Below are 23,349 nucleotides of genomic sequence, written 5' to 3' on the forward strand. Positions count from 1 at the left end.
ATTATGCAAGATTCAAAGTGCCAAATTCAATTTGTTGAATGTGCTAGCGATAACCCTGAGATAGTGAACAGCACTGTTCCGAAGATTTCGACGGCTGCTATTTACTCTGCGCTCGAGCCCGATGCGCCCTTCCAGATGGCGATCCGGCATGCGTTCGTGGGCGAGATCGGTGTGTCGGAATCGTCCTCATCAACAGGGTACTTAATGGCTTCCGAGGTAACACAGCACCCCAGGATTGAGCTGCATTTTGTAGAACAGGGACGCTGTTTCTCGAGGACGAACAACTCGGTCATTGATGCCAGTGCTGGGACCGCGTATCTGCTGCGTGAGACGATTAAGCACGACATGATGAGCGAACCAGAGACATCCCAAATCTGCGTCACTATGCCGTCTGCGCGCTATATGCGTCTGTATGCAAGTAGGTCTGGTGATCCGCTGCAAGACATCCCCAGCATGCATTGCATGGCGAGTAGCAGCGAACCAAAGTTACAGTGTTTGAAGGAGGTGGCCAAACTCCTGATTTCCGTCAGCAGCAACGAGCGCGCATCGGGGGGCAAATCGCTTGGAGCGTGTGTGTTGAGCGAAGCAATTTACGCGATGTTCATTGAAAGTTGGCCTCGGCGAGACGGTCACAGAAACAATCAAGTTGCCCGGCCGTTTTACGTAAAGCGCGCCATCGAATATATGCACTCCAATGCTACGCAAAAAGTCAACCTAGAGAATCTTGCCGCCGCCTCTGGAGTTAGCGTTCGAACGCTACAACTTGGATTCCGAAATTTTGTCGGGCTGAGCCCTATGGGATATTTACTTAAGTTCCGGCTGGAGTGCGCATACAATGATCTACTGGCCGGCGCTGATACTTTGACAATCGATGATATTGCCAGGCGCTGGGGGTTCACCAATCCAGGCAAATTCTCAGCCCAAATTCGACAGAAGTACGGACGAAATCCACTGGCGATTCGCAAGACGCAGCGATGGGAAGCCTCTGAACAGAATATCGATAGAGTGACACTTCTTAAGTGATACTAAGGAGCCATTTCGAGGCACCCGCACAACCCGATCGCTGATTGCCTGAAGCAGACGGGTTCATCAACCGGAGCAATCGGCGGACGATATGGCAGCGAAGAGTTGCTGTGGTGCTATCCAACTGCCAGCCAACGTTGGCCGCATTGATTGCTCAAAAGCTGAAGGTCAACGTCCAAATGAGAGATCTGTCTCATCTTGCACGTTCATTAAAAATCGAATCGTTCGCATCGGGGTCGCAATTTTAACACACCCTGGCGTTTTCACAGGTGAAGATCTCCAGACTGGCCGATCCCTCGCTATACAAACCAAAACGTGCAGGGCGGGAATGTGGTTGTCGAGGCCGGATACGAACAAAAAGCAAATATTTCTGCCTGTCCCTCAACGTAGATCATAAACCGCTTAGCATATCCCCCGTCGTTCCATAGCCTGAGACTCGAACTCTCGCTTCAGAACGATGGATGCGCGTCCTTTCTGTACGAAGCCCGAAGGTATGATGCTTTTCCCAACGCCGCCAAATTTTGCCAAGGCGGCGGCTAGTGCAAACCAATCGCTCTCAAGCTATGAAAGAAACGCCGAAGCAGTGTTTGATCGAATTGATCTTTCTGCTCGAACATGAATTCGGCGGCATCACGCGGCGCCCAGGCTTGCTTGTAGGGTCGGGTTGATGTGAGAGCATCATAGACATCACAAATGGATGCGATACGAACTGGCAGAGTGATCTCTCCTCCCGACAAGCCTTTGGGGTACCCCTTTCCGTCCAGTCTCTCGTGATGATGCATACATATATCCAGAACAACCTGAGGGATATCTCCCTGACGTGACAACAGCTCATAGCCCTGAACCGGATGTTGACGAACAAGTGCCATCTCCGGGTCGGTGAGCCGACTGGCCTTGTTCAGGATACTGAGTGGCGTTTTTACTTTTCCGACGTCGTGCAGGAGACCACCCATTCCTAAGACCTTAATAGTATTTTCGTCGGCCTTGATCGAACGGCCCAGATGGACCATCAGTGCAGTCACCGCGACGGAATGAAGGAATGTATGTTCGTCCCTCGTTTTCAGCCGACTTACCGCGACCAACGCGCGCGCGCTATCTTTCATGCACGCTGCAATTTCGTCGACAACATGCGTAGCGTTGCCCACAAGCACGCTCTTACCCATTCTCGCATCTTCGAACATCGTCTTAATGATGGGCTTCGAGTGTTCGATCGTCTGGAGGGCCCGCGCCAGTTGGGCGGCACGACGGGCGCCGCTATTTCTCCGGGGGGGAGAGAAAACGACATCGGCACCCTCGTCCGTGTTGATGACAATGTCGGCAGCATCGCTGCTTCCCAGAGCTTCCACGTCTTTGGGGCAGTCCAGCAAGAAGCGACTTTTCCAGAAACGCTGGCCATTCCAATCACCGTCAACCGACTCGATGAACATTCCCAAACGCACATGCTCTGGTTTTATATGCTTGAGCATATCGCGGAACTTTCATTTTAAAGGTGGGGTTCGATCATGGACCGACTGTCCCATAGTGTATGAGCACACGCTTAGAACGAGAATTCAGTCTCGCTTGTTGGCAACTGTGCGAACCAGTTGGGGAATCACATTTTGGCTCCCCGTTTGTGCGAGACCGCTACGCCGCGATCATACCCGTGGTTTCGAACTTCTCGAACATCCGCTCCAGATTAAGGAAGCAGATCATTCCGCCAGATTGGGCGATCATCCCATCAGCGTATAGCATGCCCGCAGACATGCCGATCTCCGGAACCGGCTGAAGCTGGGATGCAGGGATCGTCAATATGTCCGAGACCCTGTCAACGACGAGACCCATGGCCATATCGAAGACTTCGGCGACGACTATGGCGCTACGCTCGCTCGGGTCCGTGCTTCTCATGCCCAGCTTGTTGGCAAGGTCGATGATCGGGATCACCATGCCGCGCAGGTTCATGACCCCGATGACTTCTTTGGGTGCATGCGGGATCGGCATGGCTGGCCATCCGCGAATCTCGCGGATGGTTGTCGTGCGCACACAAAACTCCTGATCGTGCAGCCTGAACGCGATGATCTCGAGCATCTCGCTGGTGCCGCTCGCGCAGTGTCGTGAACCAGCCATTAAAAGTCCTCCCAGGTATCCTTGACGGCTGCATTGCCGGAGAATGCTCTGGCAACCTTGCCTGCCAGCTTACGAACCGGGGAATGGGTCGGACGATGAGCAGGACCTGCTGCCATGACAGACGCGGTCTGACGCAGAACACCGCCGAGCTGGAATTGCGAGATCAGTTCGCGCAACCTGCCGCTCTCGTTGGCAAGAGTGGCGCCAGCCGCGCTGGTCTCCTCGACCATGGCAGCATTCTGCTGGGTCACCTGATCCATCTGGTTTACGGCGGTGTTCACCTCAGCCAGACCAACAGACTGCTCCTTAGCGGATGTGGCAATCGAATCCATGTGCTGATTGACCGTGACGATATAGCCTTCAATGGTCTTCAGCGCATCACCGGTTTCGCTAACCAGCTTGACGCCACTCTGTACCTCGACCGAAGAGTTGCGAATGAGATCTTTGATCTCTTTGGCAGCCTGTGCCGAGCGTTGCGCCAGTTCACGCACTTCCTGGGCGACAACCGCAAAGCCCTTGCCGGCATCTCCAGCACGTGCCGCCTCAACGCCCGCGTTCAGCGCAAGGAGGTTGGTCTGGAAGGCGATCTCATCGATGACGCCGATGATGTTGGAGACCTGGTTGGAAGAGGCCTCGATCTTCTGCATGGCATCGACGGCATTGGCGACCACCCGACCGGACTGCGCCGCACTTTCATTGGCCTGCACAGCTACCTTGCGGGCTTCCTCGGCACGTTTGGATGAATTGGCGACATTGACGGTAATCTGGTCGAGGGCTGCGGCTGTTTCCTCAAGGGCTGCAGCCTGCTGTTCGGTGCGCTTGGAGAGATCATCTGCGCTTGCACTGACCTCGCGGCTGCCGTTGTCGATAGCGCCGGTTGCGTCGGCCACAGCCCGCAGGGTTTCCGATAGCTGCGCCACGGCAGCGTTAAAGTCGGAACGCAAGGTTTCGAAGTCAGGTGCGAATGGGTCAGCCAGTTGGAAGGTCAGGTCGCCGCTCGCCAGATGCTTCAAACCTTCGCCCAAACCGAGCGTTGCCTGCGCCATCTCCTCTGCACGCGCGCGGTCAGCTTCCGCCTTGCGCTGACGCTCCTCTTCCGAAAGGCTGCGGTTGGCGGCAGCCTCCTGCTCAAGACGATGGTTGGCGACAGCATTGGAGCGGAATACCTCGACGGCGGCTGCCATATCGCCGATCTCGTCGGCGCGGCCTTCATAGGGGACAGCAGTCGCACTGTCGCCATCGGCCAGCTTTTTCATGGACGTTGTGATCGTCTGAATTGGTTTGGCAATGCCGGAAACCGCGAACCAGATTGAGGCGAGGACAATGGCAAGGCACAGCGTGACGATCAAATAGGTGAGCAGCATTGTCGACACGTAGGTTTCGTTGCTTGCCAGCTGCGCGGTCGTTGCGCCGTCTGTGTTGAATACGACGATTTCATCAAGGAGCTGATTGATCTGATTTGCTTTCGGTCGCATTAGCTCCTGCTGAAATTTTGTTGCCTCCGCGTTCTTTTGTGCTCGCGATAGTTCGATCATCGCAGTCCCAAGTTTGGAGAGCTCCTCAAACGAGGCTTTCACCTTGGCAATGCGCTGTCGTCCAAAGTCGTCGGCGATATGGGTCTCGTACTTTGCAACCGCGTCGAAAAAAGCCGCGTTCGCTGCCGAAATGCTCTCCTCGGCAGAGGTGATCGCAGCGGCGTCCAGAGCAACGATATGGTTGAGATACCCGCGCCGCGCAGAGGACAATTCAATGCTCATGTCTTTTGACAGGCTGACCTTGGGCATCCATGTGGATGTAATCACCTGAGTGCTTTGATTGAGGGCACCCATGCTGAAAATTGCCATAACGGCAAATCCAAGAACGGAGACCGCTATCAGTGCAAGGGCAGAAATAAGTGCAGTTTTGATTTGAGGCCGTTTCATTTTTAGCTCCCAGCAGGAAACGCTGCTTGTATGAACGCATGGACCGGAAGCAAAATCATTCTGCCGAAGGTGCGAGGGATACGGTTTCATTCCGCGAAGTATTTCGTCTCAACAACGCCCTCTGATTCAGGTCGACCAAAGCCGCTATACCGTTTCAGAGAAATGTGATTTTTGACGGATAACTTTTTGCAAGTGAAGCTCCGCATTGGTTTACAAATTATAACTAAATTTGTGGCGTTTTCATTGTCTTGCGTCGGCTGTATGGACTTGCGTGATTCGTATGATCGTAGCCTTATAAAGCGTGCGCTAATCTCTCGTTGTACCTGGGCCTGCTGAAATATCGCATGACGTTTTTTTGGGTCGTCGTCTGATGACAAGCGGATTTTCTCCGTATGCCGCGCGAATATCGGCTGCAAATTTTCCTGGATTCGAGAACCTCCATCGCCGCGCGATCTCGTCGACGGTGGTCGATGCGGGCTCCGAGACCAGGTCCTGATAGGCTTTTTGCAGCCTGACATTTTGTAGAAACGCCATCGGGCTGAGGCCACAAAAACTCTGAAACCCGAGTTGAAGCGTCCGACCGCTGACCCCCGATACCGCCGCGAGTTTTTCCAGAGTTACTTTCTCCGCAGCATGAGCCTGGATCCATTCCAAAGCCCTTTTGATGTAGAACGGCCTTGCAGAATGGTTCGTTGGATGACCAGATGATCTTGGCCAGCTTTCGGCGAAAAACGTGAGAATGCCTTCACAGAATAGTTGGGCGGCTGTGGAGGTATCCTCCTGGACCGGAGCATTGCGTCCCAACGACAACACCAAATCGACGATTTGCTTCAGGGATCCTATGCTTGAGGTGCGAGAACTCGCGACAGGCCGCATTGCCGACAGGTCTGCCGATGGATCCCCGAACTTGGATGCCATCAGCATGGAATAGCGTGCCGCGGGAATTGCTATGCAGAGTAAAGCCGTATCAGGCTGGCAGACAATATCCTGATAACTGAGGTCTTTGAATAGAAGCGCATCACCGGGGCCGCTTTCCATGGCCTGTTTGTCTATAACTGTGGAACAAACGCCTGCTTCCACGAAGTGCAACTCAAACATGGAATTTCGAGCCAGTTGTTTCTTCGATAAAAATCCGGTTGAAGATAGTGAGTGCCACACATAAATGTCGTCAATCTGCGCGATTTGGATAGAGTGATGGAAATTACCATCGGTCCCAAGGGGCGAAAGTTGCACCGGTGACAAAACATTTGAGATATCCAAACTGGCCACCTGGGCGTCGCAGTTATGAAACTGCCAAAAGCGTGTTTGTTGCCTGAGGTCCATCATCCTACCATCGCCCTCGCCCTTCCGGTCGTTCGAAGTGTCTGGCGGCGCTATGCTCGTCCGGGAAGGTCAGCAATTTTCTGCTGCCTGCGCTTGGCCATAATAGGCGGTGGCTCCATGCTTGCGCTGGAAGTGCCTTGCCAGTAATTCCTGTTCAATCGTCAACAGGCTCGGTTCGAGCTGGAGCGACATCTGCGCCATACGCGCGATGCATTCGACCGCAACGGCCGCCTCTACCGCCTTGGCGACGGACTTGCCCCAAGTAAATGGCGCATGCCGGTTGACGAGAATGCCGGGGAAATCGAGAGGCTCGATGTCGCGAAAACGCTCGACGATGACATTACCGGTTTCCCATTCATAGGCACCCGAGATCTCGTCAGGGGTCATCTGCCGGGTCACGGGAATGTCGCCGTTGAAATAATCGGCGTGAGTGGTGCCGAAGATCGGAATCGATCGACCCGCCTGCGCAAAAGCCGTCGCGCAGGAGGAATGCGTGTGAACAACGCCGCCGATGCCTTGAAATGCAAGAAATAAGCAGCGATGCGTCGGCGTGTCCGACGACGGATTGAGCTTGCCCTCGACCCTGACGCCATCCATGTCGATGACGACCATGTCGTCGGGCGTCAGATCAGCATAGTCGACACCGCTGGGCTTGATCGCGAAGACCCCGCGTGACCTGTCCACAGCGCTGGCATTGCCAAAAGTCAGATTGATCAGACCGAGCCGCGGCAGGGCGACATTCGCCTCAAAGGCTTCCCGTTTCAATTCAAGATACATGGTCGGTCCTCCTCAGGCTCGGATCCCGCGGGCGAAATGGTAGTAGACTTCGTTGTTGCGCAGATCCTGCTTGAAGGCTGACAATGTTGTGCCAGCATCGATGACCGCCAGTTCGATGCTGGCGATCGTCGCGAAGTCTTCCAGCATCTCCGTGGTGACATCGTAGCTGTAGCCTGTGTGGTGTGCGCCGCCGGCAAGAATCCAGGCTGTTGTCGCGGTCTTGAAGTCCGGTTTGCAGGTCCACACGGCGCGCGCGACCGGCAAGTTCGGCAAGGCCGGATGCTCCACCGCTTCCACTTCGTTGACCAATAAACGGAATCGGTTGCCAAGATCGACTAGTGTCGCATTCAGCGCCTGTCCCGTTCGGGAATCGAAAACAAGGCGGACCGGATCCTCCTTGCCGCCAATGCCAAGCGGATGGATCTGAATTTCGGGTTTCGTTGCCGCGATCGTCGGGCAGATCTCCAGCATATGCGCACCCAGCACACGCTCGCTGCCGGAGGCCATATGGTAGGTGTAGTCTTCCATGAAGGAGGTTGCACCCGTCTTACCGTGGCCCATAACCTTCATCGCGCGCAGAAGGGCTGAAGTTTTCCAGTCACCCTCGCCGGCGAAACCAAAACCGTCGGCCATCAGCCGCTGTGGTGCCAGACCCGGCAATTGCCTCAAGCCATGCAAGTCCTCGAACGTGGTCGTGAAGCCCTTAAACCCGCCTTGCGTCAGAAAAGCGCGAATGCCAAGTTCCTGTAGCGCCGCATAGCGCAGCGCTTCGTGACGGTCGCCCGTTCTTTGCAATGCAGGTGCAATGACGAACTGCGTCTCATATTCCTCGATTAGGGCATCGACGTCGCCCTGCGGCACGGCATTCATCAACGCGACCAGATCGCCAATACCATAGCCGTCGACAGAGAAACCAAAAGCCATTTCTGCTGCCACCTTGTCGCCCTCGGTTACCGCAACATCGCGCATATTGTCGCCGAACCTGCAGAAGCGGGCGCCTTGCCAGTCATGCCAGGCGCGCGCGGCGCGCATCCATGCATCGATCCGCCGGAGAACAAGCGGATCCGACCAGTGCCCGGCGACGACTTTGCGACCGAGCCGCAGCCTCGTGTGTATGAAACCTGCTTCCCGATCACCGTGGGCGGACTGGTTGAGGTTCATGTAATCCATGTCGATGCTGTCCCAGGGCAAGTCGCGATCGAACTGGGTGTGCAGGTGCAAAAACGGCTTGTTCAATTGCGACAGTCCGCGGATCCACATCTTCGCTGGCGAGAACGTGTGCATCCACAACACAAGCCCCGCGCAATCCGCATCGGCATTGGCGTCGAGGCATAGCTGGGTAATCTCGTCTGCGGTGGTAACGATCGGCTTGCAGACGAGATCGAGAGCGAGGGCGCCCGACTGCGCCATGGCCGCAGCGATCTGCCGGGCGTGGTCAGACACTTCCTGCAAGGGGCCGGGGCCGTAGAGATGCTGCGATCCGCAAACGAACCAGATTTTCGGCGTGCTCAAAGCTATCATTGTCATATCATCCAATCGCGGTTTGAAGATTGTCGCCGGATCCGTTCAGGTCCTTCAACCCGTTGGCTGCGGCAAATTTAATTTCGAGAAGGTCTTTCATGACGCGCGATAAATCAGCTGCGTTGTCGACGCCTCCGAAGCTGTCATGCAGGGTACGGTAAAGGGCGTAGAGCCGATCGTAGACCACACCATTTTCCGCCATCGGCTCGTATCTTTCCGACCGCAATGCGGTCATTGCGGCAATTGCTGTGTCGAAGCTGTCATGTACCTGCGCCATGACCGAGGCTGCGATCGCCGCACCGAGCGCGCAGGTCTGACTGGAGCGCGCGACCAGCATAGTGCAACCGATCACGTCCGCATAGATCTGCATCAGCATCGGATTTTTCTCCGCGATACCGCCCGTGCAGATAACACGGTCAACCGCAACGCCGCTGTCTCGAAGGCGCTCGATAATGGCGCGGGCGCCGAACGCCGTCGCCTCGACAAGCGCGCGGTAGATATCAGCTCGGGTGCTGTAGAGCGTCTGTCCCAAAACAAGACCAGAAAGACGCTGGTCAACGAGAATGGTCCTGTTACCATTGTTCCAGTCCAGCGCGAGCAAACCAGACTGCCCCGGCGCTTGCGCTTCGGCCTCGGCCGTGAGCGCAGCGTGCATCGGGCCGTCGCCCTGGCAGACAACCTCGACCCACCATTTGAAGATGTCGCCGACGGCGGACTGGCCAGCCTCGATGCCATAGTAACGCGGCAGGATGGAGCCGTTGACAATGCCGCAGATGCCGGGAATCGTTTCGATCTCTCGTTCGACCGAGACTACGGCGCAGTCACAGGTGGAGGTACCGATGACTTTGACCAGGGTACCTTCTGTAACACCGCAACCGATCGCACCGTAGTGGACGTCGAAAGCGCCGATTGCGATGGGAATGCCTTTCGAGAGACCGAGTTCCTCGGCCCAGGAACTCGAAAGCCAACCCGCCGGGCTGGCCGCATCCTGCGCCCAGTCGTAGAGCCGGTCGCGCAGGTCGGCGATTTCAGGGTCTAGCATTGAAAGGAATTCCCTGTCGGGAAGGCCGCCCCATTGCCGGTTGTACATCGCCTTGTGTCCGGCAGCGCACATCCCGCGCTTGACATGATGCACGTTGGTCACACCTGCCAACACGGACGGGATCCAGTCGGCAAGCTCCACCCAGGAATATGCCGCCTTGAAAACATCCGGCGCAACCTTTAGGCAGTGCCAGATCTTCGACCAGAACCACTCGGAAGAGTACGTCGCGCCGCACATCGCGATGTACTGAGGCCGATGTTTCGCCGCCAGGCTGGTGATTGCCGCGGCCTCCCGCCAGCTGGAATGATCTTTCCAAAGCCAGCAGTGTGCGGCGAGATTGTCCTGCCAGCGAGGATCAAGTGCTAAAGGCTGGTTACTTGCATCCACCGGAATGGGACTCGAGCCGGTCGTATCAACACCGATACCGACAATCGCGGACGGGTCGAAGCCCGGTCGCTGGCGTGCCTGCTCGATGGCGAGTTTAACCGATGCCTTCAAGCCGAACAGATAGTCGGCGGGGTTCTGACGCGCGATATTGTGGTCGAGCAAATCGAGAAGGACGCCTTGATTTCCGCTTGGATACTCAACGACGCCTGTGCCGAATTCCTCTCCATCCTTACAGCGAACAATCAGCGCGCGCACCGAATTCGTTCCGTAGTCCACGCCTAAAGCGAACATTTCAATTCCTTTATTGCTTGGTCGCGCCCCAGTGGAGCCAAACCAGCGTGCGAGTGCTTTTTCACGGGGCAAGCGTCGTCACCGTCGCGCCCATGGTGGGGCAACCCGATGGTGCGGTGACAACTGTTCCCGCGTAAATGAACCGATTAAACCAAGGGCGCGGCGGCCTGCAGTCATGTGTGCACCGCGCGCGCCTCCCCTCCCTGGCCGCAACGATCAGGGCTGCACAGAATTGGGTAATGTTGTGGAAGTTTACCGGGTTATGAGGAGACGGCGTTCGTCATTCGATTGCTCTCGAGACGACCTCCCGCATGCGTTGGCCAGATGCGTCAAATATGTGCGTGTTTTGTGGGGACCAAGAGAGGTAGACGCGATCGGTTGGCTTTATGGTGGTGTTAGAACGATACTCGACGGTCACCGCTTGGCCGTCTGCCAGTTGGCAGTACAGATATTGAGTGCCACCCAGAAACTCGAGAAAATCCACAGTTGCCGGAATCTGACCGCCATCGGACGCAACGGTTTGAACGGCAATATGTTCGGGTCGAATCCCCATCAAAATATCACCGCCACTGTGATCTTCTTCAAAAATAGGAAAAGGCGCAGCGAAGGGCGTGTCCGCCAACAAGACCGTTTGACGACCTGCATCTCTGGCATTCAAAAGGTTCATGCGCGGCGAGCCGATGAAGCCTGCAACGAAGCTGTTGGCCGGATTTTCGTAAACTTCACGGGGGCTTCCAACCTGCTCGATGCGACCGTCACGAAGGACGACGATCATGTCTGCGAGCGTCATAGCTTCTGTCTGATCGTGAGTAACGTAGATCATCGTATTGCCAAGCTCCCGGTGGAGACGGGCGATTTCGATGCGCATTGAGACCCGCAATTCCGCATCAAGATTTGAAAGCGGCTCATCGAACAGGAAGACGTCAGGCTTTCGCACGATAGCCCGACCAATCGCCACGCGCTGCCGCTGACCGCCGGAAAGCTGGCCCGGCCGACGGTCGAGCAAGTGATCCGTCTTCAGGATTGCGGACGCAGCACTGACTCGACGGTCGATCTCCTCCTGAGGAGTTTTCGCCATCTTCAGCCCAAAGCCGAGGTTGTCTCTCACACTCATATGCGGATAGAGCGCATACGATTGAAATACCATGGCGATACCGCGCTCCGACGGATCGAGGTCGGTGACGTCACGGCCTTTGATTTCAATCAGGCCGTCGCTTACCTCTTCAAGTCCCGCGATCATTCGCAGTAGGGTCGATTTTCCGCAGCCAGAGGGACCAACAAAGACAGTAAAGGCCCCTTCGGGAATCGCAAGGTCGATCCCGTGAATGATGTCGAGGCTGCCGAACGATTTGCGGATGCCGGAGAGCTGCACGCCACCGCTATTTGCTGCGACACTACTGTCCGTCACCCCTATGGTGTGTGTGCTCGCGCTCATGCGGAGCCTCCTCGGCCATCCCGCATCCAGACAAGCATCTCGCCAGGCTCCCGATTGTCCCAGAGATGGTAAGGAACAAAGCGGGCCTTGACTTTCGTGGTTTCTGGCGGTGCTTCGCGATAGAGCGTTTCACCCCAGTCAGCTTCGTCCCGGTCGGCTGCTATGTCCAGCGCTATGGCATCGTTCAGACCGGGGATCGTGCTCTCCGTCGCGTCGCCGAGTTGTCCGGTTATCGCCAACCGGTTAAGGCCGCAGCCATTGTCGGTTTCCTCAGTGCAGTAAATAAGCGGTCCGCGTGCCAGCGCAACCCGACCGGCGTCCTGGCGGATCAACGGATTTGCGCTGAGTAACCGCGCGGCAAGCGGCAGGTTGAGCGTGATCTCGTCCTTATCGGACCATTCGCGCTCGATCCGCGCATAGCCGTCGACCATGTCCTGATTGAGATCGGCGCTCGAGCCATTTATCGACAGCTTCGCCCCGTCGCACCATGATGGGATCCGAAGCGAAACCGTGAACCGCGTCGGGCTAGCGATGCCAACCTCGAAACGGATGGCGCCATTCCAAGGGTAGCGCGTCTCCTGCGCCAAAATCACCTCTTGTTCCGATATCTTAAACCGGGCCTTGCCTTCACCATAAAGATGAACCGCAACCTCGTCGTCAGACACCGCATACATGTAGGAGCCGATGGAGGCGAGAAGCCGAGCGATGTTTGGCGGGCAGCATGGGCAAGGATGCCAGGTCCAGCGATGGTGCTTGCCTGCGCTTTCCAGTGGATTATCATAGAAGAAGCGCGTTCCGTCGAGAGAGAGACCCACCATTGCGCCGTTGTAGAGCGCCTGCTCCATAATATCGGCATAACGGCGATCAGGGCCACGACCGAGCATGCGCGCAGCCCAGAAGACGAGGCCAACCGATGCGCAGGTCTCGTTATATGCACTCTCGTTTGGCATGTCGTAATAGTCGGTGAAGCCCTCATTCGCCGCCGATGGGCCGATCCCGCCTGTGACGTACATCTGTTTGGTGACGAGGTCGCTCCACAGCGTTTCTAGCGCGCCTGTGAGACTGTCGTCGCTATACTCTGTAGCGATGTCGGCCATGCCGGAATAGAGGTACATTGCGCGCACGGCGTGACCGACGACCTTGGTCTGCTCTCTTACCGGCTGATGAGACTGGTTGTATTCGAAGCTGTGAAAAACAAACTTCTTTGCCTCGCGACCGTCGCGCTTCGCTTCCTCGATAAAGAAGTGCGGTTCCCTGCCCCGTTCGTCGATAAAATATTTGGAAAGATCGAGATATTTCTGCTCGCCGGTCGCGCGTGCAAGGCGCACGAGAGCAAGTTCGATTTCCTCATGACCATCATAGCCGGGAAGTTGGCCTTCGTCATGACCGAATACCTTGATCATATAATCCGCAAAGCGTGCCATAACGTCGAGAAGTTTGCGCTTCCCCGTTGCCTGATAATAAGCGACCGCGCCTTCTATCAGGTGGCCGGCGCAGTAAAGTTCGTGAAAATCCCTAAGGTTCGTCCACCGGCGACCTGGCTGCACGCGCTGGAACCATGCGTTCACATAGCCGTCTTCGTCCTGCAGCGTCTCATAGAGATCGGCGATCTGGTCGACGCGGGCTTCAAGCTCTGGGTTAGGCGATCTGAAGAGCGAATAAGCGACCGTCTCGATCGACTTGCCGAAATCGCTGTCCCAGAACATCTGGGTCGAACCGTCCCATGGCTGTATCGGCAGCACGACGCCAGGACTTGGTTGTTTGACGTCGATGGCTCCGAGCATTCCTGCCTCGACGCAGCGGTCGAGTAGCGTCTTCGCCGTCGTTGCGCAAATGGCATCCTGCCGCTCTCCAAAAAGGCCGCCGAGCGTGACACTCGGAACCGGCAGCGGTCGGAACTTGCGATCCTTGCGGATCTGCTTATGATTCTGGGTTTGAATGTTGTTATCCATGGCTTTCACTTTCGTAATGAGTAGACATCACTTGACGGCGCCGGCCATGAGGCCGCGCATGTAGTAGCGTTGGAGAAGAAGGAAGACGATCAGGCATGGGATAGTCATGACGGCGACGCCGGCTTGCACCGCGCCCCAGTTGACAGCGCCAAGACGACCGGCGCGCACGGCCATCATCAAGACAGGAAGCGTATATTTCTCGTTGCTCGACAACAGAATCAACGCGGCCAGGAACTCATTCCACGCGTTTAAAAAAGCAAAAATAGCGACGGTTGCGGCACCTGGAAGGACCAGAGGCAATAGCACCCGCACGAGAAGCTTCAGATCTCGCGCTCCGTCGATCCGGGCCGCTTCCTCTATCTCCTTCGGCACCGCGTCGAAGGCATTGCGCATCATGAAGACGGAAAACGGCAATTGCAGCGTCACGTAGATCAGCGTCAGCCCGAACAGCGAATTGTTGAGACCAAGCTTAGCCAGAATAATGAACAGCGGCGTCAGGATTGACTGAAACGGGATCATCAACGTGGCAATGACCAGGACGAACAGGACGTTCTTCAGCGGAAATTGATAGCGCGAGAAACCGTAGCCCGCCAACAGGCTGACAATGACGGTCAAGACCACTGTCGCAAGCGAAACCAGCAGCGAGTTAAGCATATGCTGCCAGATCCCGGCCCCGAAACTATCCAGCGATCCATAGGCGTCAAGACTGAACCCGTCTGAGGGCCATGGTGGCAACGGCGGAAGACCAGCCTCCGCACCATGGCGGAAGGAGGAAAGAAATGCGATGCCGAAGGGCGCGAGGAAAAATAAGGAGATGGCAATCCCGGTGGCATGATAGGCGCCGTTCGACCAGGCGGCTTTACGGGCACGGCGTTGCTTTGCATGTGTCTTTTTGATGGGGGTCATGACTTTTCCTCCCGGACGCGCAGAAGCCAAAGCTGGACGATGCTAATGGCGACAAGAATGGCGAGCAGAACAATCGAAAGCGCTGCGCCGTAGCCGAGGTTGAACGACACAAAGGACTGATTGAAGATATAATAGACCACCGAAATCATCTTGTTCTGAGGCCCACCTGACGTCATGATGTAGAATTGATCGAAGGCCAGGATCGAGCCGGTGACTGAGATGATCAGAGCCAGCGCGATCGTCTTGCGCATCAAGGGGAGCGTCAGGTGCCGAAAGCGCTGCCAACGCCCTGCGCCGTCAATCCTGGCAGCTTCCGTCAACTCAGTCGGAATGGCCTGTAAACCAGTCAGAAGAATGATCATGGTAAAGCCGGCAATTTTCCAGACCACCATGATGACGATGGTGACAAAGGCGCTGTCAAAGGTGGCGAGCAGGTTCGGGCTCTTGTTCACCCAACCCAGCATCCTGAGAGCGGGTCCGATGAAGCCGCTGTCGACATTTGCCAGCCAGACCCATAGCAGCGATGCCGTGGCAAGGCCAACGACGACCGGCAGGAAGATAACAGTTCGGTACGCGCTCACGAAGCGCCGCTGCTTCTCGACGAAGATCGCCAAGGGGAAGGAGACGGCGAAGATCGCGATTGTGACGACGATAGTATAATAGGCTGTAAACTGGAGCGCGGTCAGGAAGCGTGCGTCGTTGAGCATGCGGGCATAATTCTTCAATCCAACCCAGCGGGTTCCGCCCATCAAAGGCCAATTATGCAGACTCATCCACCCCGTAAAGATAACTGGGATGACGAAGAATGCGATGACCAGCGCCATGGCCGGCGCGATATAGACGAGTCCGTGCCAGCCCGTCCTGCGGGAGCGGCGGCGTCTGGGCGCTAGATTGTTTGGACCGGATATTGCCATCCAGATTCTCCGCTGGCATGTGATGAGGGGTGGCCGGAAGGAGCACTTCGCCCTCCGGCCACAGTGGTACAGTCGGGAGGATTACTGGCCGCTATCGATGATGGACTGCATCTCGCTTTGTGCGGATGCAAACGCGCCGTCCACATCGTCACCAAAGATGGCTGCACTGACAAAGGTTGCCCAGGGACCGTTGGCGCTATTGATCAGATCGTTGAACTGCAGAGTATAGGGCGTCTTGGCCACTGCAATTGCGGCAAGGCCGACCTGCAGACGTGGATCGAGGTCTTGCAGAACAGAATCTGCGATATCACCACGCGTCGGCAGGCTTCCATACTTTGCCATGATCTTCTGGCCATCCTCGGAGTAGATATATTCAACGAATTCCTTGACCGCGGCTATTTTCGGCGTGTCCTTGGTGACGACGAAGTTATCGCCGCCAGCAAAGGAGGACGTTCCACCGGTTGCACCAGGGATCAGCGTTACACCAAAATTGATCTCGGGATGTTCCGTCACCAGCGATCCGATGGCAAAAGCTCCGAGACTTTGCTGTCCGATCTTTCCGTTGGTGAACGAGAGGAAATTCGTCCCGGTGTCCGTGGCAGCGCCGGCTGACACCAGATCCTTTTTCACCATATTGCGGTAGATATCCACGGCTTTGCGCATCTCCGGCGTATCAAGCGTCGCCGTTTTGCTGTCGGCGGACACGATGTCGGCCCCGGAACCCCAGACGAGCGGGGTGAAGGTGAAAATCATGCAGCCGCCGCAACCACCGCCAGAAAAGTAGAAGCCGTAGGTATCGTCACCGAGGGCTCTGATCTTCTCAGCATTCGCGGTTATCTCGTCCCAGTTCGTTGGCGCCTTTTCCGGGTCGAGACCGGCCTTCTTGTAAAGATCCTTGTTCCAGGCGAAGACCGATGTCTCGACGGATAGCGGCAACCCGTAGATGCGGTCCTCGTAAGTGCCCAGCTTGACGTGCGATGGCGACAGCGAATTGAAATAGGGCAGAGACTTTGCCCAGTCGGTGAGGTCCTCGAGTTGTCCTGCCGCTGCAAAGGCGGGATTGTAGATCAAGTCCATCGACAGCGCATCGGGCGCCTGGCCGCCAGCGACTGCAGTTGCGTATTTCTGTACGAGTTCCGAGAACGGCACTTCCGTCATCGCGACCTGATGCTTGTGACTCGAATTATAGGATTCGACGGTTTTCTTGAAGGCCTCGCCGACACCGGTGCGGACCCACATGTTGATGGTGTCGGCCAAGGCAAGTCCAGGACTCAGCGAAAGCGCGAGCAGGCTAGTAGCAGCAAGAAGTTGTTTCATCATGATTTTTCCTCCAATTGGGCGCTCCTCGCACCGTTTTTAGTCTTCCAGGCTCCCAGCCCCGCATGATTGCCGTACCACCAACCGGCACGGCAAGGTCCTGACACCCGGTTCCACCGGCTGGCCTTCAGCCAGCGCTAGGATTGTCCGGCCTGCCTGACGCCCCAGTTCTTTCAATTCCATATCCACGGATGTTAATGGCGGCCGTGTCTGGCTCGCGACAATCTCCCAGTTGTCAAAACCAACGACAGCTACGTCTTCTGGGACGCGCATGCCACGCTCGCGCAGGGCATCCATAACGCCGCGCGCGATCTGGTCGTTGCCGCAGAAGACCGCATCCGGCCTTTCGCTGTCCAAAGCCCAGATCCGATCGACTGCGTCCCTCCCCCAGGACTCGGACCACTCACCGAAAAGAACGACGGCATTCTCTCCGGCCACGGCCCGAAAGGCACTGCAGCGCTCGCGCACCGAGAAGAAATCCTCCGGGCCAGTGATATGCGCAATCTTGCGACGCCCCTGCTCCATTAGCCATTCAACCGCCAGCGTTGCACCCTGGGCGTCGTCTGACCGGAAGGAGACACTGCCCGGACCGCCCTCGGTAAAAGCGTACACAACCGGCACGGGAACATTCGAAAGGTCGATCGGCAGACTGCGGTCGACGCGCTTGCCTGTAGCAATGATACCGTCGACTTGCTTGTCGAGCATTGCATCCACGTGGATCTGCCCGAGCGCTGGATTATCCTCGATGGCGCACAGAAAAACTGAAACCCCGCGATCAACGAGAGCTTCTGAAACTCCGGCCATCACCGGCAATGTGAACCTACCGTAGGTGTCGTTCGTCAGAAGACCTATTGTGAAACTGCGCTTGGAAAGCAGACCTTGAGCCAGAGCGTTCGGTCGAAACCCAATTTCCCGAGCGACCCGTTTCACGCGTTGGCGCGTTTCCTCACCCATTCGGCCAGTATCATTAAGCGCCTTTGATGCGGTTGAGATACTCACACCCGCCATTGCCGCCAAGTCACGGATCGTTTGCCGACCGCTGTTCCTGCTCATTCGTTTCTGATCTCCGCCTGCGATGAGAAAACCTTTTATCAAGACCATTGTCAAATGAGAAAACGTTTTCTCAAATTTTATTTTGGATGGGCGGTGCGAGATGGAACGTAACTTTGAGCACTTTGAGAAGACTTGGTTGGCAGGCCGCCTAGCGGAACCACCGCTAAAACAGTTTCCAAGTGTGGGATCCAGCTGGAGAACAAGGCCTACGATACGGATGGGGGGGTCGTTTGCAAAGCAGGTCAGGCATGGGCCAATCCTGCCAAGAGCAACGAAAGGTAGAGCTTCCCTTTCAGCAATCGGCGTTACAGACAGGGCAATGTCTCCAAGCACTTCTTTTGCAAGAACAATCAGTCCACAGGCACCCTTACCCGCCACGCCGAAGCCCCGATGAACGTCTCCCTGCCGTCAAACTCGCAGCAGTAATAATTTGGATCAGTTCGTTACAGGGCTACAACATCTAGTCCGGGAACACTCTACTTTCGCCAACGAAAACGTTCGAATCTCCCGGATACGCGCCGCCGACGCTTTGGAAAAATTCACATCGCAAGCCCAAACTAGCGGTTACAGTTCGGGAGGCATGTGCAAGTCTCTAAAATTACGAACGCGGCTGGGGCCCGACGGCGCGAGTGTCAGCTTCAAATAAAGTGAGGTGGCCTTGGAACTACCCTCATTTTTGGAACGTCATTGAGTTTCGCCTGATCGCGACAAATGACTGCATCCCACTGGTTACGATTCAGGCGTCCCTGTGACGTAACAACGGCACTCATTGCAGGTCTTGCGCAATCTATTAGGTCATTCAATCCAAAAGCGCATCGGGAAGCGCATCACCCCAATCATTCATGGCGTGCAGGATCGTGTTGAGAGACGCTCCAAGCGGTGTCAATTCATACACGACGCGTGGCGGGATCTCCGCGTAGGCGGTTCGGGTCACTAGCCCGTGCTCTTCAAAACGCCGCAGACGGTGTGTGAGCGTGTGCGCGCTAATCCCGCTCAGAACGTTTCGTAGTTCCAGAAACCGTTTTGGCCCATTGAGCAACTCACGGACGATCAAGGTTGCCCAAGGACCGTCTAAAAGAACCAAAAAGCGTTCCACACCGCACTTTGGATTTTTCTTAAGGCCCATCTCATTTTCTTCCATTAGTGCATTTGACGTAACCAGTGCATAGATTGCACCATAGTGTTGATCTCTTCAATCACAAAAGGAAGTCTGGATGTCAATTGTTATACACGGGGCCTCCGGCGCGCAGGGCGGACCAATTTTCGACCTGCTGTTGGCCAAAGGAAGCAAAGTCCTCGCCGCAGTTCGTGATCAGTCCAAGATGGGCTCAAAGCCGAGCATTGTGGTTGATAATGCCTCGGTTGAGTCGATGGTAGCTGCTTACACTGGTGCTGATGCTGTATTTTTCCATCTGCCGAACACGTCAGAGAGCGCCCGGCTGACGTATGCTCTGAACTTCCTGGAAGCAATCAAGACAGGTACACCGCAGCGGGTTGTCGTTTCGACAAGCGGCGCTATCATAGACCAGAAAGGGTCTCCAGTTCAGGTTTCAGACGACAGTGCGATTGGAACACTCGTGAATGGACTGTCGCAAAGTGGCACGTCACATGCCATCGTCGCTCCACGCATCTACCTTGAAAACCTTCTCTCGCCGACGGTTATCAATCGCGTGAAAGAAGCTGGGGTGTTGCTTTATCCGCTTCGCGTTGACTACGCGGCCTCATGGAGTTCACATTTGGATGTCGCAGACGTTGCAGAGCGGCTTCTCCTGGACCATTCCTTGAGCGGCATCGTTGGAGTTGGACAACTGCCGGGACTGAAAGGAGCCGATCTCGCAAAAGCATTCGCTCTCCGCTTTGGACTCTCTGTCGAGTTTGTCTCGCAGACACCAGAAGATTTACGCAAATCTCTTGCGCCTTATTTGGGCCTTGCAGCCGCGAATGTTGCGGCTTTTTATCAGAAACTTCTGGCGGTAGACGCGAATGTTATCGCAGAGGAAACAAGTGCTCAGAGGCTTCTGGGGATGACGCCTCGAACGGCCGTAGAATGGTTAAGCGCCATTCCTGCCTGACGAAAAGGCCTGTTGAATGGAGGGTGGCCTCAACGAGATCGAGGCCACCAATCATACAGTGGCAGAAACGCCAATGTTTCCGTACGCCCCTTGGTCGCACTTGCGTCGCGCGTGATGGGGATTGCGGACTTTGCAAAACAACACTTTACCGTCGTGAAGCGCCACCGCCGAAAGCCAGGGCGGCTGGGTGCTTGTCAGACTACTATTGTCTCACCGTCGCCGGGTGTGCGCAGTTTCTCGATGAAGCCGTTGACATGAGCAAAAGCCCGAAGATCAGCCCGGCTAACGGTGCAGTGATTTACGGCTTCCATGTGGCTTGCAATCAGGAGCGTTTGCGGTGCGGCCTTGTGGACGGAGAGCACGTCCTGCGTTCCCATGATGATGCCGCCCTCAATGCCGATGACCATCGCATAGCCGGTATTCAGGATTGCAACGTCTGGACGATGTGTTTTTAAAGCTGCCGCAACATCTCCCTGCCAAATCGTGTCTCCGGCCAGGTAGATGGTTTTAGTACCGGCTTTCTTAAAGACGACCCCGCATGCTTCACCCAAAAGCTCTCCGATGGCGGCGAAGTGTGCTTCGGTCCCGTGCCGACCGCCTGTTTTGATGAGTTCTATACCCTTAAAGCTCGACGTTTCGGACAGAACGCGCACGTCAGTAAATCCCTGTCCCCGAATGATCTTCGCATCCGCTTCGTTCTGCGCAAAGACCGGGAGCGTCTTCGGCAAGATTTTGCGCGCTTCTTCGTCCCAATGATCTTCATGCAGGTGGGTGACAATGATCGCACTCACGTCAATGATCTCTTCTTTTGTCATCGGTAGATGAACGAGAGGATTGCGTTCTTCGCTGTTCACCGAGCCTGCAAAGCCCGGCCAAGCGTGACGGTCGGACAGCATCGGATCAACAAGGAACCGAACGCCGCCGTAAACAATATGGAGAGTGGCGTTGCGGATCTGTGTGATCTGCACGCCTTCCGGGACAGTTACTGTTTGTGCACCTGCTGGAAGGGTGCTGGCGACAAAGGCAGCGCCTGACAATGCAAGAAGTTCGCGGCGTGTGGTCATGGTTTATTCCTTTGAAAGATTGTATCAGCGAGCGAGGAATGCGTCCGTCGAAATCACCTCGCCATAGCCAAAGGCCAGCGCTGCCATGATCGTGGCATGGACCTGCTTCGCTGGAGCGCTCACACCGTCGAAGACCAGTTCACGTGTGGCACAGGCGTCGTGGATTGTCGTGGTTCTATAGCCCAGGTCGTTGGCGGCACGTACGGTGGCATCAATGCACATATGGCTCATTGCGCCCACGACGATGACTTCTTCAATTCCTTTATCCTTAAGCAGTCCATGCAACTCGGTGTTGCGAAATGAGTTCGGGAAGTGTTTGGTGATGACCGGCTCTCCGGCCCCCGGCCACACGGCATCATTGATCCTGGCCCCTTCGCTATCAGGAACGAAGAGTGGACCATCGAACATTTCGTGTCGGATATGCACGATTAGGTCCCGATTGGCACGGGCATGACTTATGACGCGTGCGGCATTTGAAGCGGCAGCGTCGATCCCTTCTAGAGCAAATTTGCCGGATGGCCAGTATTCGTTCTGCAGATCGACGACGAGAATGGCGCGGTTGGACATAAATGTTCCTTTAGTGTTTTTGTCTGAAATGAGTATCGCAATCCGCAACGGTCCACGCCACTGGCGCAATCGACAGAACTAAGGGCAATAACGTCAAATGGCGGCTATCCAGATCAGCATTATTCTTTATCCGGGTGCACAGCTTTCCGCTGCTATGGGCCTGACAGACCTGTTTAAGGTGGCCGGACGGATCGCAGAGGGTGTGGACCTCGAGATCACGCGATTGCGCGTTCGACATCTGCGGATCGAAAGTGACGCGGATCCTCTTCTCGTTTTCGACAGCGATCCCAGTACGATTGAAGACGGCGCAGGGCCCTGCGATGTTTTGATTCTGCCTCCGTCGCTGGAGCCGCCGATATCGGCTGAAGCAGCCGCATCTATTGTGAATTGGTTGCGGGCAAGGCACAGCGAGGGTTCCGTATTGGCTTCGATTTGCGCCGGAGCCTTCCTTCTGGCGGAAACCGGGCTTCTTGTTGGTCGTACGGTTACGACACACTGGGGATCTGCTGATGCCTTCCGCGACCGCTTTTCTGAAGTTAACCTCGACGTCGATCGACTGATGATCGACGGCGGGGACATTATCTCGGTGGGTGGGCTCATGGCGTGGACCGACCTGGGATTGAAGCTGGTGGAACGGTTTCTGGGTCCCGTTGTAATGGCTCAGACCGCACGCATGCTGCTGATCGACCCTCCGGGACGCGAGCAACGTTATTACAGTGGTTTTGCGCCAAAGCTGACCCATGGGGACGCAGCGATCGTGAAGGCGCAACATTTCCTTCAAGCAAATGGAGGAAAAGACGCTCGGCTCGCGGTCCTTGCCGACCAAGCAGGCTTGGAAGAACGGACCTTTCTACGTCGCTTCCAAATTGCCACAGGCATGACCGCGACCGATTACGCGCAACGACTTCGGGTCGCTAAGGCGCAGGAACTGCTGCAGTTCGGCCATCTTCCAATCGAGCGCATTTCCTGGGAGTGCGGCTACTCCGACGAAGGCTCGTTTCGCAAAATTTTCCTTCGGATTGTCGGTTTGACGCCTGGAGAATACCGCCGGCGGTTCCGCGCCTAGAACAATCCGCGTTAGTATGGTCAGCCTCACCGGAGCGGCACGACATCCGCGCCCAAAAAATAAAAAAAGATGAACTAGAAGATATTCTGGCTGGAGCCAGGCAACCGGACAGCTTTACACAAAGATTGCAACGAGCAATCAACACGGCAGAACTTGATACAGCAGCCTTAACTTAACCGCGCACATCCTCCATCCTAATAAAATCGATATCAGCCTTAACGTCCCGTCCGCAGCACTGGCAAGCTAGATGTGGCCGATGATGTTACGTAAATCCAACGACAGCGGTGACAAACGCCTGACCGGCTAAAAAAGCGCATAACGGCTGTAGCAGGATCTACGAACGCCGTTCACACAACCACCCGGCGCGGCTTTAAAACCTTGAGCCTGGCCCGCAGCGCGCTTTGATTTCAGAAAGCTTGGAGCTGAACGTCGAAGTAGCCTTCACCAAGTAGGCAACTCTTCCTTCCGGCGTGTTTTTGACGTTGATGATGCGATCTAAAATGATGTGGAGAACGCCAATCGGCCCGCGCCCAATTGGGACGCGCTTATCGATCAGAGCGCGGGCGCTTTTAGCCTACTTGGTGCAACATCGAAGCAAACTCCTATGGTTCGAG

19 protein-coding genes are annotated in these 23,349 nt (G+C 55.8%); 3 read left to right on the forward strand and 16 right to left on the reverse strand.

Translation table 11 applies throughout. The annotated features are described in order from the left end of the window. Positions 1–3: 3 nt before the first annotated feature. Positions 4–1,023, forward strand: coding sequence for an AraC family transcriptional regulator (locus tag RQI55_RS20335; protein ID WP_311273393.1), 1,020 nt, complete (start codon positions 4–6; stop codon positions 1,021–1,023). Between the two features lie 536 nt (positions 1,024–1,559). On the opposite strand, the gene RQI55_RS20340 is transcribed toward RQI55_RS20335, so the two are convergent. The 14 genes from RQI55_RS20340 to RQI55_RS20405 form a co-directional block, all read right to left on the reverse strand. Next, positions 1,560–2,489 carry an HD-GYP domain-containing protein gene (locus tag RQI55_RS20340; RefSeq protein WP_311273394.1) on the reverse strand — a complete coding sequence of 310 codons (930 nt, stop codon included), beginning with the start codon at positions 2,487–2,489 and terminating at the stop codon, positions 1,560–1,562. A gap of 157 nt (positions 2,490–2,646) precedes the next feature. Then, positions 2,647–3,126, reverse strand: coding sequence for a chemotaxis protein CheW (locus tag RQI55_RS20345; protein WP_311273395.1), 480 nt, complete (start codon positions 3,124–3,126; stop codon positions 2,647–2,649). After that, on the reverse strand, positions 3,126–5,048 hold the full coding sequence (locus RQI55_RS20350) for a methyl-accepting chemotaxis protein (RefSeq protein WP_311273396.1): 1,923 nt from the start codon (positions 5,046–5,048) through the stop codon (positions 3,126–3,128). The genes RQI55_RS20345 and RQI55_RS20350 overlap by 1 nt, the downstream gene beginning before the upstream one ends. A 306-nt stretch (positions 5,049–5,354) precedes the next feature. Continuing rightward, complete coding sequence (locus RQI55_RS20355) at positions 5,355–6,374, reverse strand: helix-turn-helix domain-containing protein (RefSeq protein WP_311273397.1); 1,020 nt, start codon at positions 6,372–6,374, stop codon at positions 5,355–5,357. Between the two features lie 66 nt (positions 6,375–6,440). Next, complete coding sequence (gene araD, locus RQI55_RS20360; protein ID WP_311273398.1) at positions 6,441–7,148, reverse strand: L-ribulose-5-phosphate 4-epimerase AraD; 708 nt, start codon at positions 7,146–7,148, stop codon at positions 6,441–6,443. Between the two features lie 12 nt (positions 7,149–7,160). Further along, a complete protein-coding gene (gene araA, locus RQI55_RS20365) occupies positions 7,161–8,669 on the reverse strand; it encodes an L-arabinose isomerase (RefSeq protein WP_311273399.1) in 1,509 nt (502 codons plus the stop codon). A gap of 7 nt (positions 8,670–8,676) precedes the next feature. Further along, entirely contained in the window at positions 8,677–10,461 is a 1,785-nt protein-coding gene (locus tag RQI55_RS20370) for a ribulokinase (RefSeq protein WP_311273400.1), read from the reverse strand. A 208-nt stretch (positions 10,462–10,669) separates the two neighbouring features. Next, a complete protein-coding gene (locus tag RQI55_RS20375) occupies positions 10,670–11,824 on the reverse strand; it encodes a sn-glycerol-3-phosphate ABC transporter ATP-binding protein UgpC (RefSeq protein WP_311273401.1) in 1,155 nt (384 codons plus the stop codon). Further along, entirely contained in the window at positions 11,821–13,776 is a 1,956-nt protein-coding gene (locus RQI55_RS20380; protein ID WP_311273402.1) for a beta-L-arabinofuranosidase domain-containing protein, read from the reverse strand. The genes RQI55_RS20375 and RQI55_RS20380 overlap by 4 nt, the downstream gene beginning before the upstream one ends. A gap of 27 nt (positions 13,777–13,803) precedes the next feature. Then, the gene (locus RQI55_RS20385) at positions 13,804–14,682 is read right to left on the reverse strand and encodes a carbohydrate ABC transporter permease (protein WP_311273403.1); all 879 of its coding nucleotides are present in this window, start codon (positions 14,680–14,682) and stop codon (positions 13,804–13,806) included. Further along, entirely contained in the window at positions 14,679–15,596 is a 918-nt protein-coding gene (locus tag RQI55_RS20390; RefSeq protein ID WP_311273404.1) for a sugar ABC transporter permease, read from the reverse strand. Before RQI55_RS20390 ends, RQI55_RS20385 begins: the two co-directional genes overlap by 4 nt. Positions 15,597–15,677: 81 nt before the next feature. Further along, a complete protein-coding gene (locus tag RQI55_RS20395; RefSeq protein WP_311273405.1) occupies positions 15,678–16,916 on the reverse strand; it encodes a sugar ABC transporter substrate-binding protein in 1,239 nt (412 codons plus the stop codon). A gap of 36 nt (positions 16,917–16,952) precedes the next feature. After that, on the reverse strand, positions 16,953–17,966 hold the full coding sequence (locus tag RQI55_RS20400) for a LacI family DNA-binding transcriptional regulator (RefSeq protein ID WP_311273406.1): 1,014 nt from the start codon (positions 17,964–17,966) through the stop codon (positions 16,953–16,955). 799 nt (positions 17,967–18,765) lie between these two features. Then, positions 18,766–19,092, reverse strand: coding sequence for a helix-turn-helix domain-containing protein (locus RQI55_RS20405; RefSeq protein WP_311273407.1), 327 nt, complete (start codon positions 19,090–19,092; stop codon positions 18,766–18,768). A gap of 88 nt (positions 19,093–19,180) precedes the next feature. On the opposite strand from RQI55_RS20405, the gene RQI55_RS20410 reads away from it, so the two are divergent. Next, positions 19,181–20,038, forward strand: coding sequence for an NAD(P)H-binding protein (locus tag RQI55_RS20410; RefSeq protein ID WP_311273408.1), 858 nt, complete (start codon positions 19,181–19,183; stop codon positions 20,036–20,038). 194 nt (positions 20,039–20,232) lie between these two features. Here the strand turns inward: RQI55_RS20410 and RQI55_RS20415 are convergent, their stop codons facing one another. Together RQI55_RS20415 and RQI55_RS20420 are read right to left on the reverse strand one after the other, a co-directional pair. Continuing rightward, complete coding sequence (locus RQI55_RS20415) at positions 20,233–21,102, reverse strand: MBL fold metallo-hydrolase (protein WP_311273409.1); 870 nt, start codon at positions 21,100–21,102, stop codon at positions 20,233–20,235. A gap of 24 nt (positions 21,103–21,126) precedes the next feature. Then, complete coding sequence (locus RQI55_RS20420) at positions 21,127–21,669, reverse strand: cysteine hydrolase family protein (protein ID WP_311273410.1); 543 nt, start codon at positions 21,667–21,669, stop codon at positions 21,127–21,129. A 97-nt stretch (positions 21,670–21,766) separates the two neighbouring features. Between RQI55_RS20420 and RQI55_RS20425 the strand changes: the two genes are divergently transcribed. Next, positions 21,767–22,735 (forward strand): helix-turn-helix domain-containing protein, encoded by a 969-nt coding sequence (locus RQI55_RS20425; protein ID WP_311273411.1) that lies wholly within the window; start codon positions 21,767–21,769, stop codon positions 22,733–22,735. Positions 22,736–23,349 lie beyond the last annotated feature (614 nt).

Source organism: Rhizobium sp. WCS2018Hpa-16 (genome assembly GCF_031843705.1).
GTDB lineage: Bacteria > Pseudomonadota > Alphaproteobacteria > Rhizobiales > Rhizobiaceae > Agrobacterium > Agrobacterium tumefaciens_C.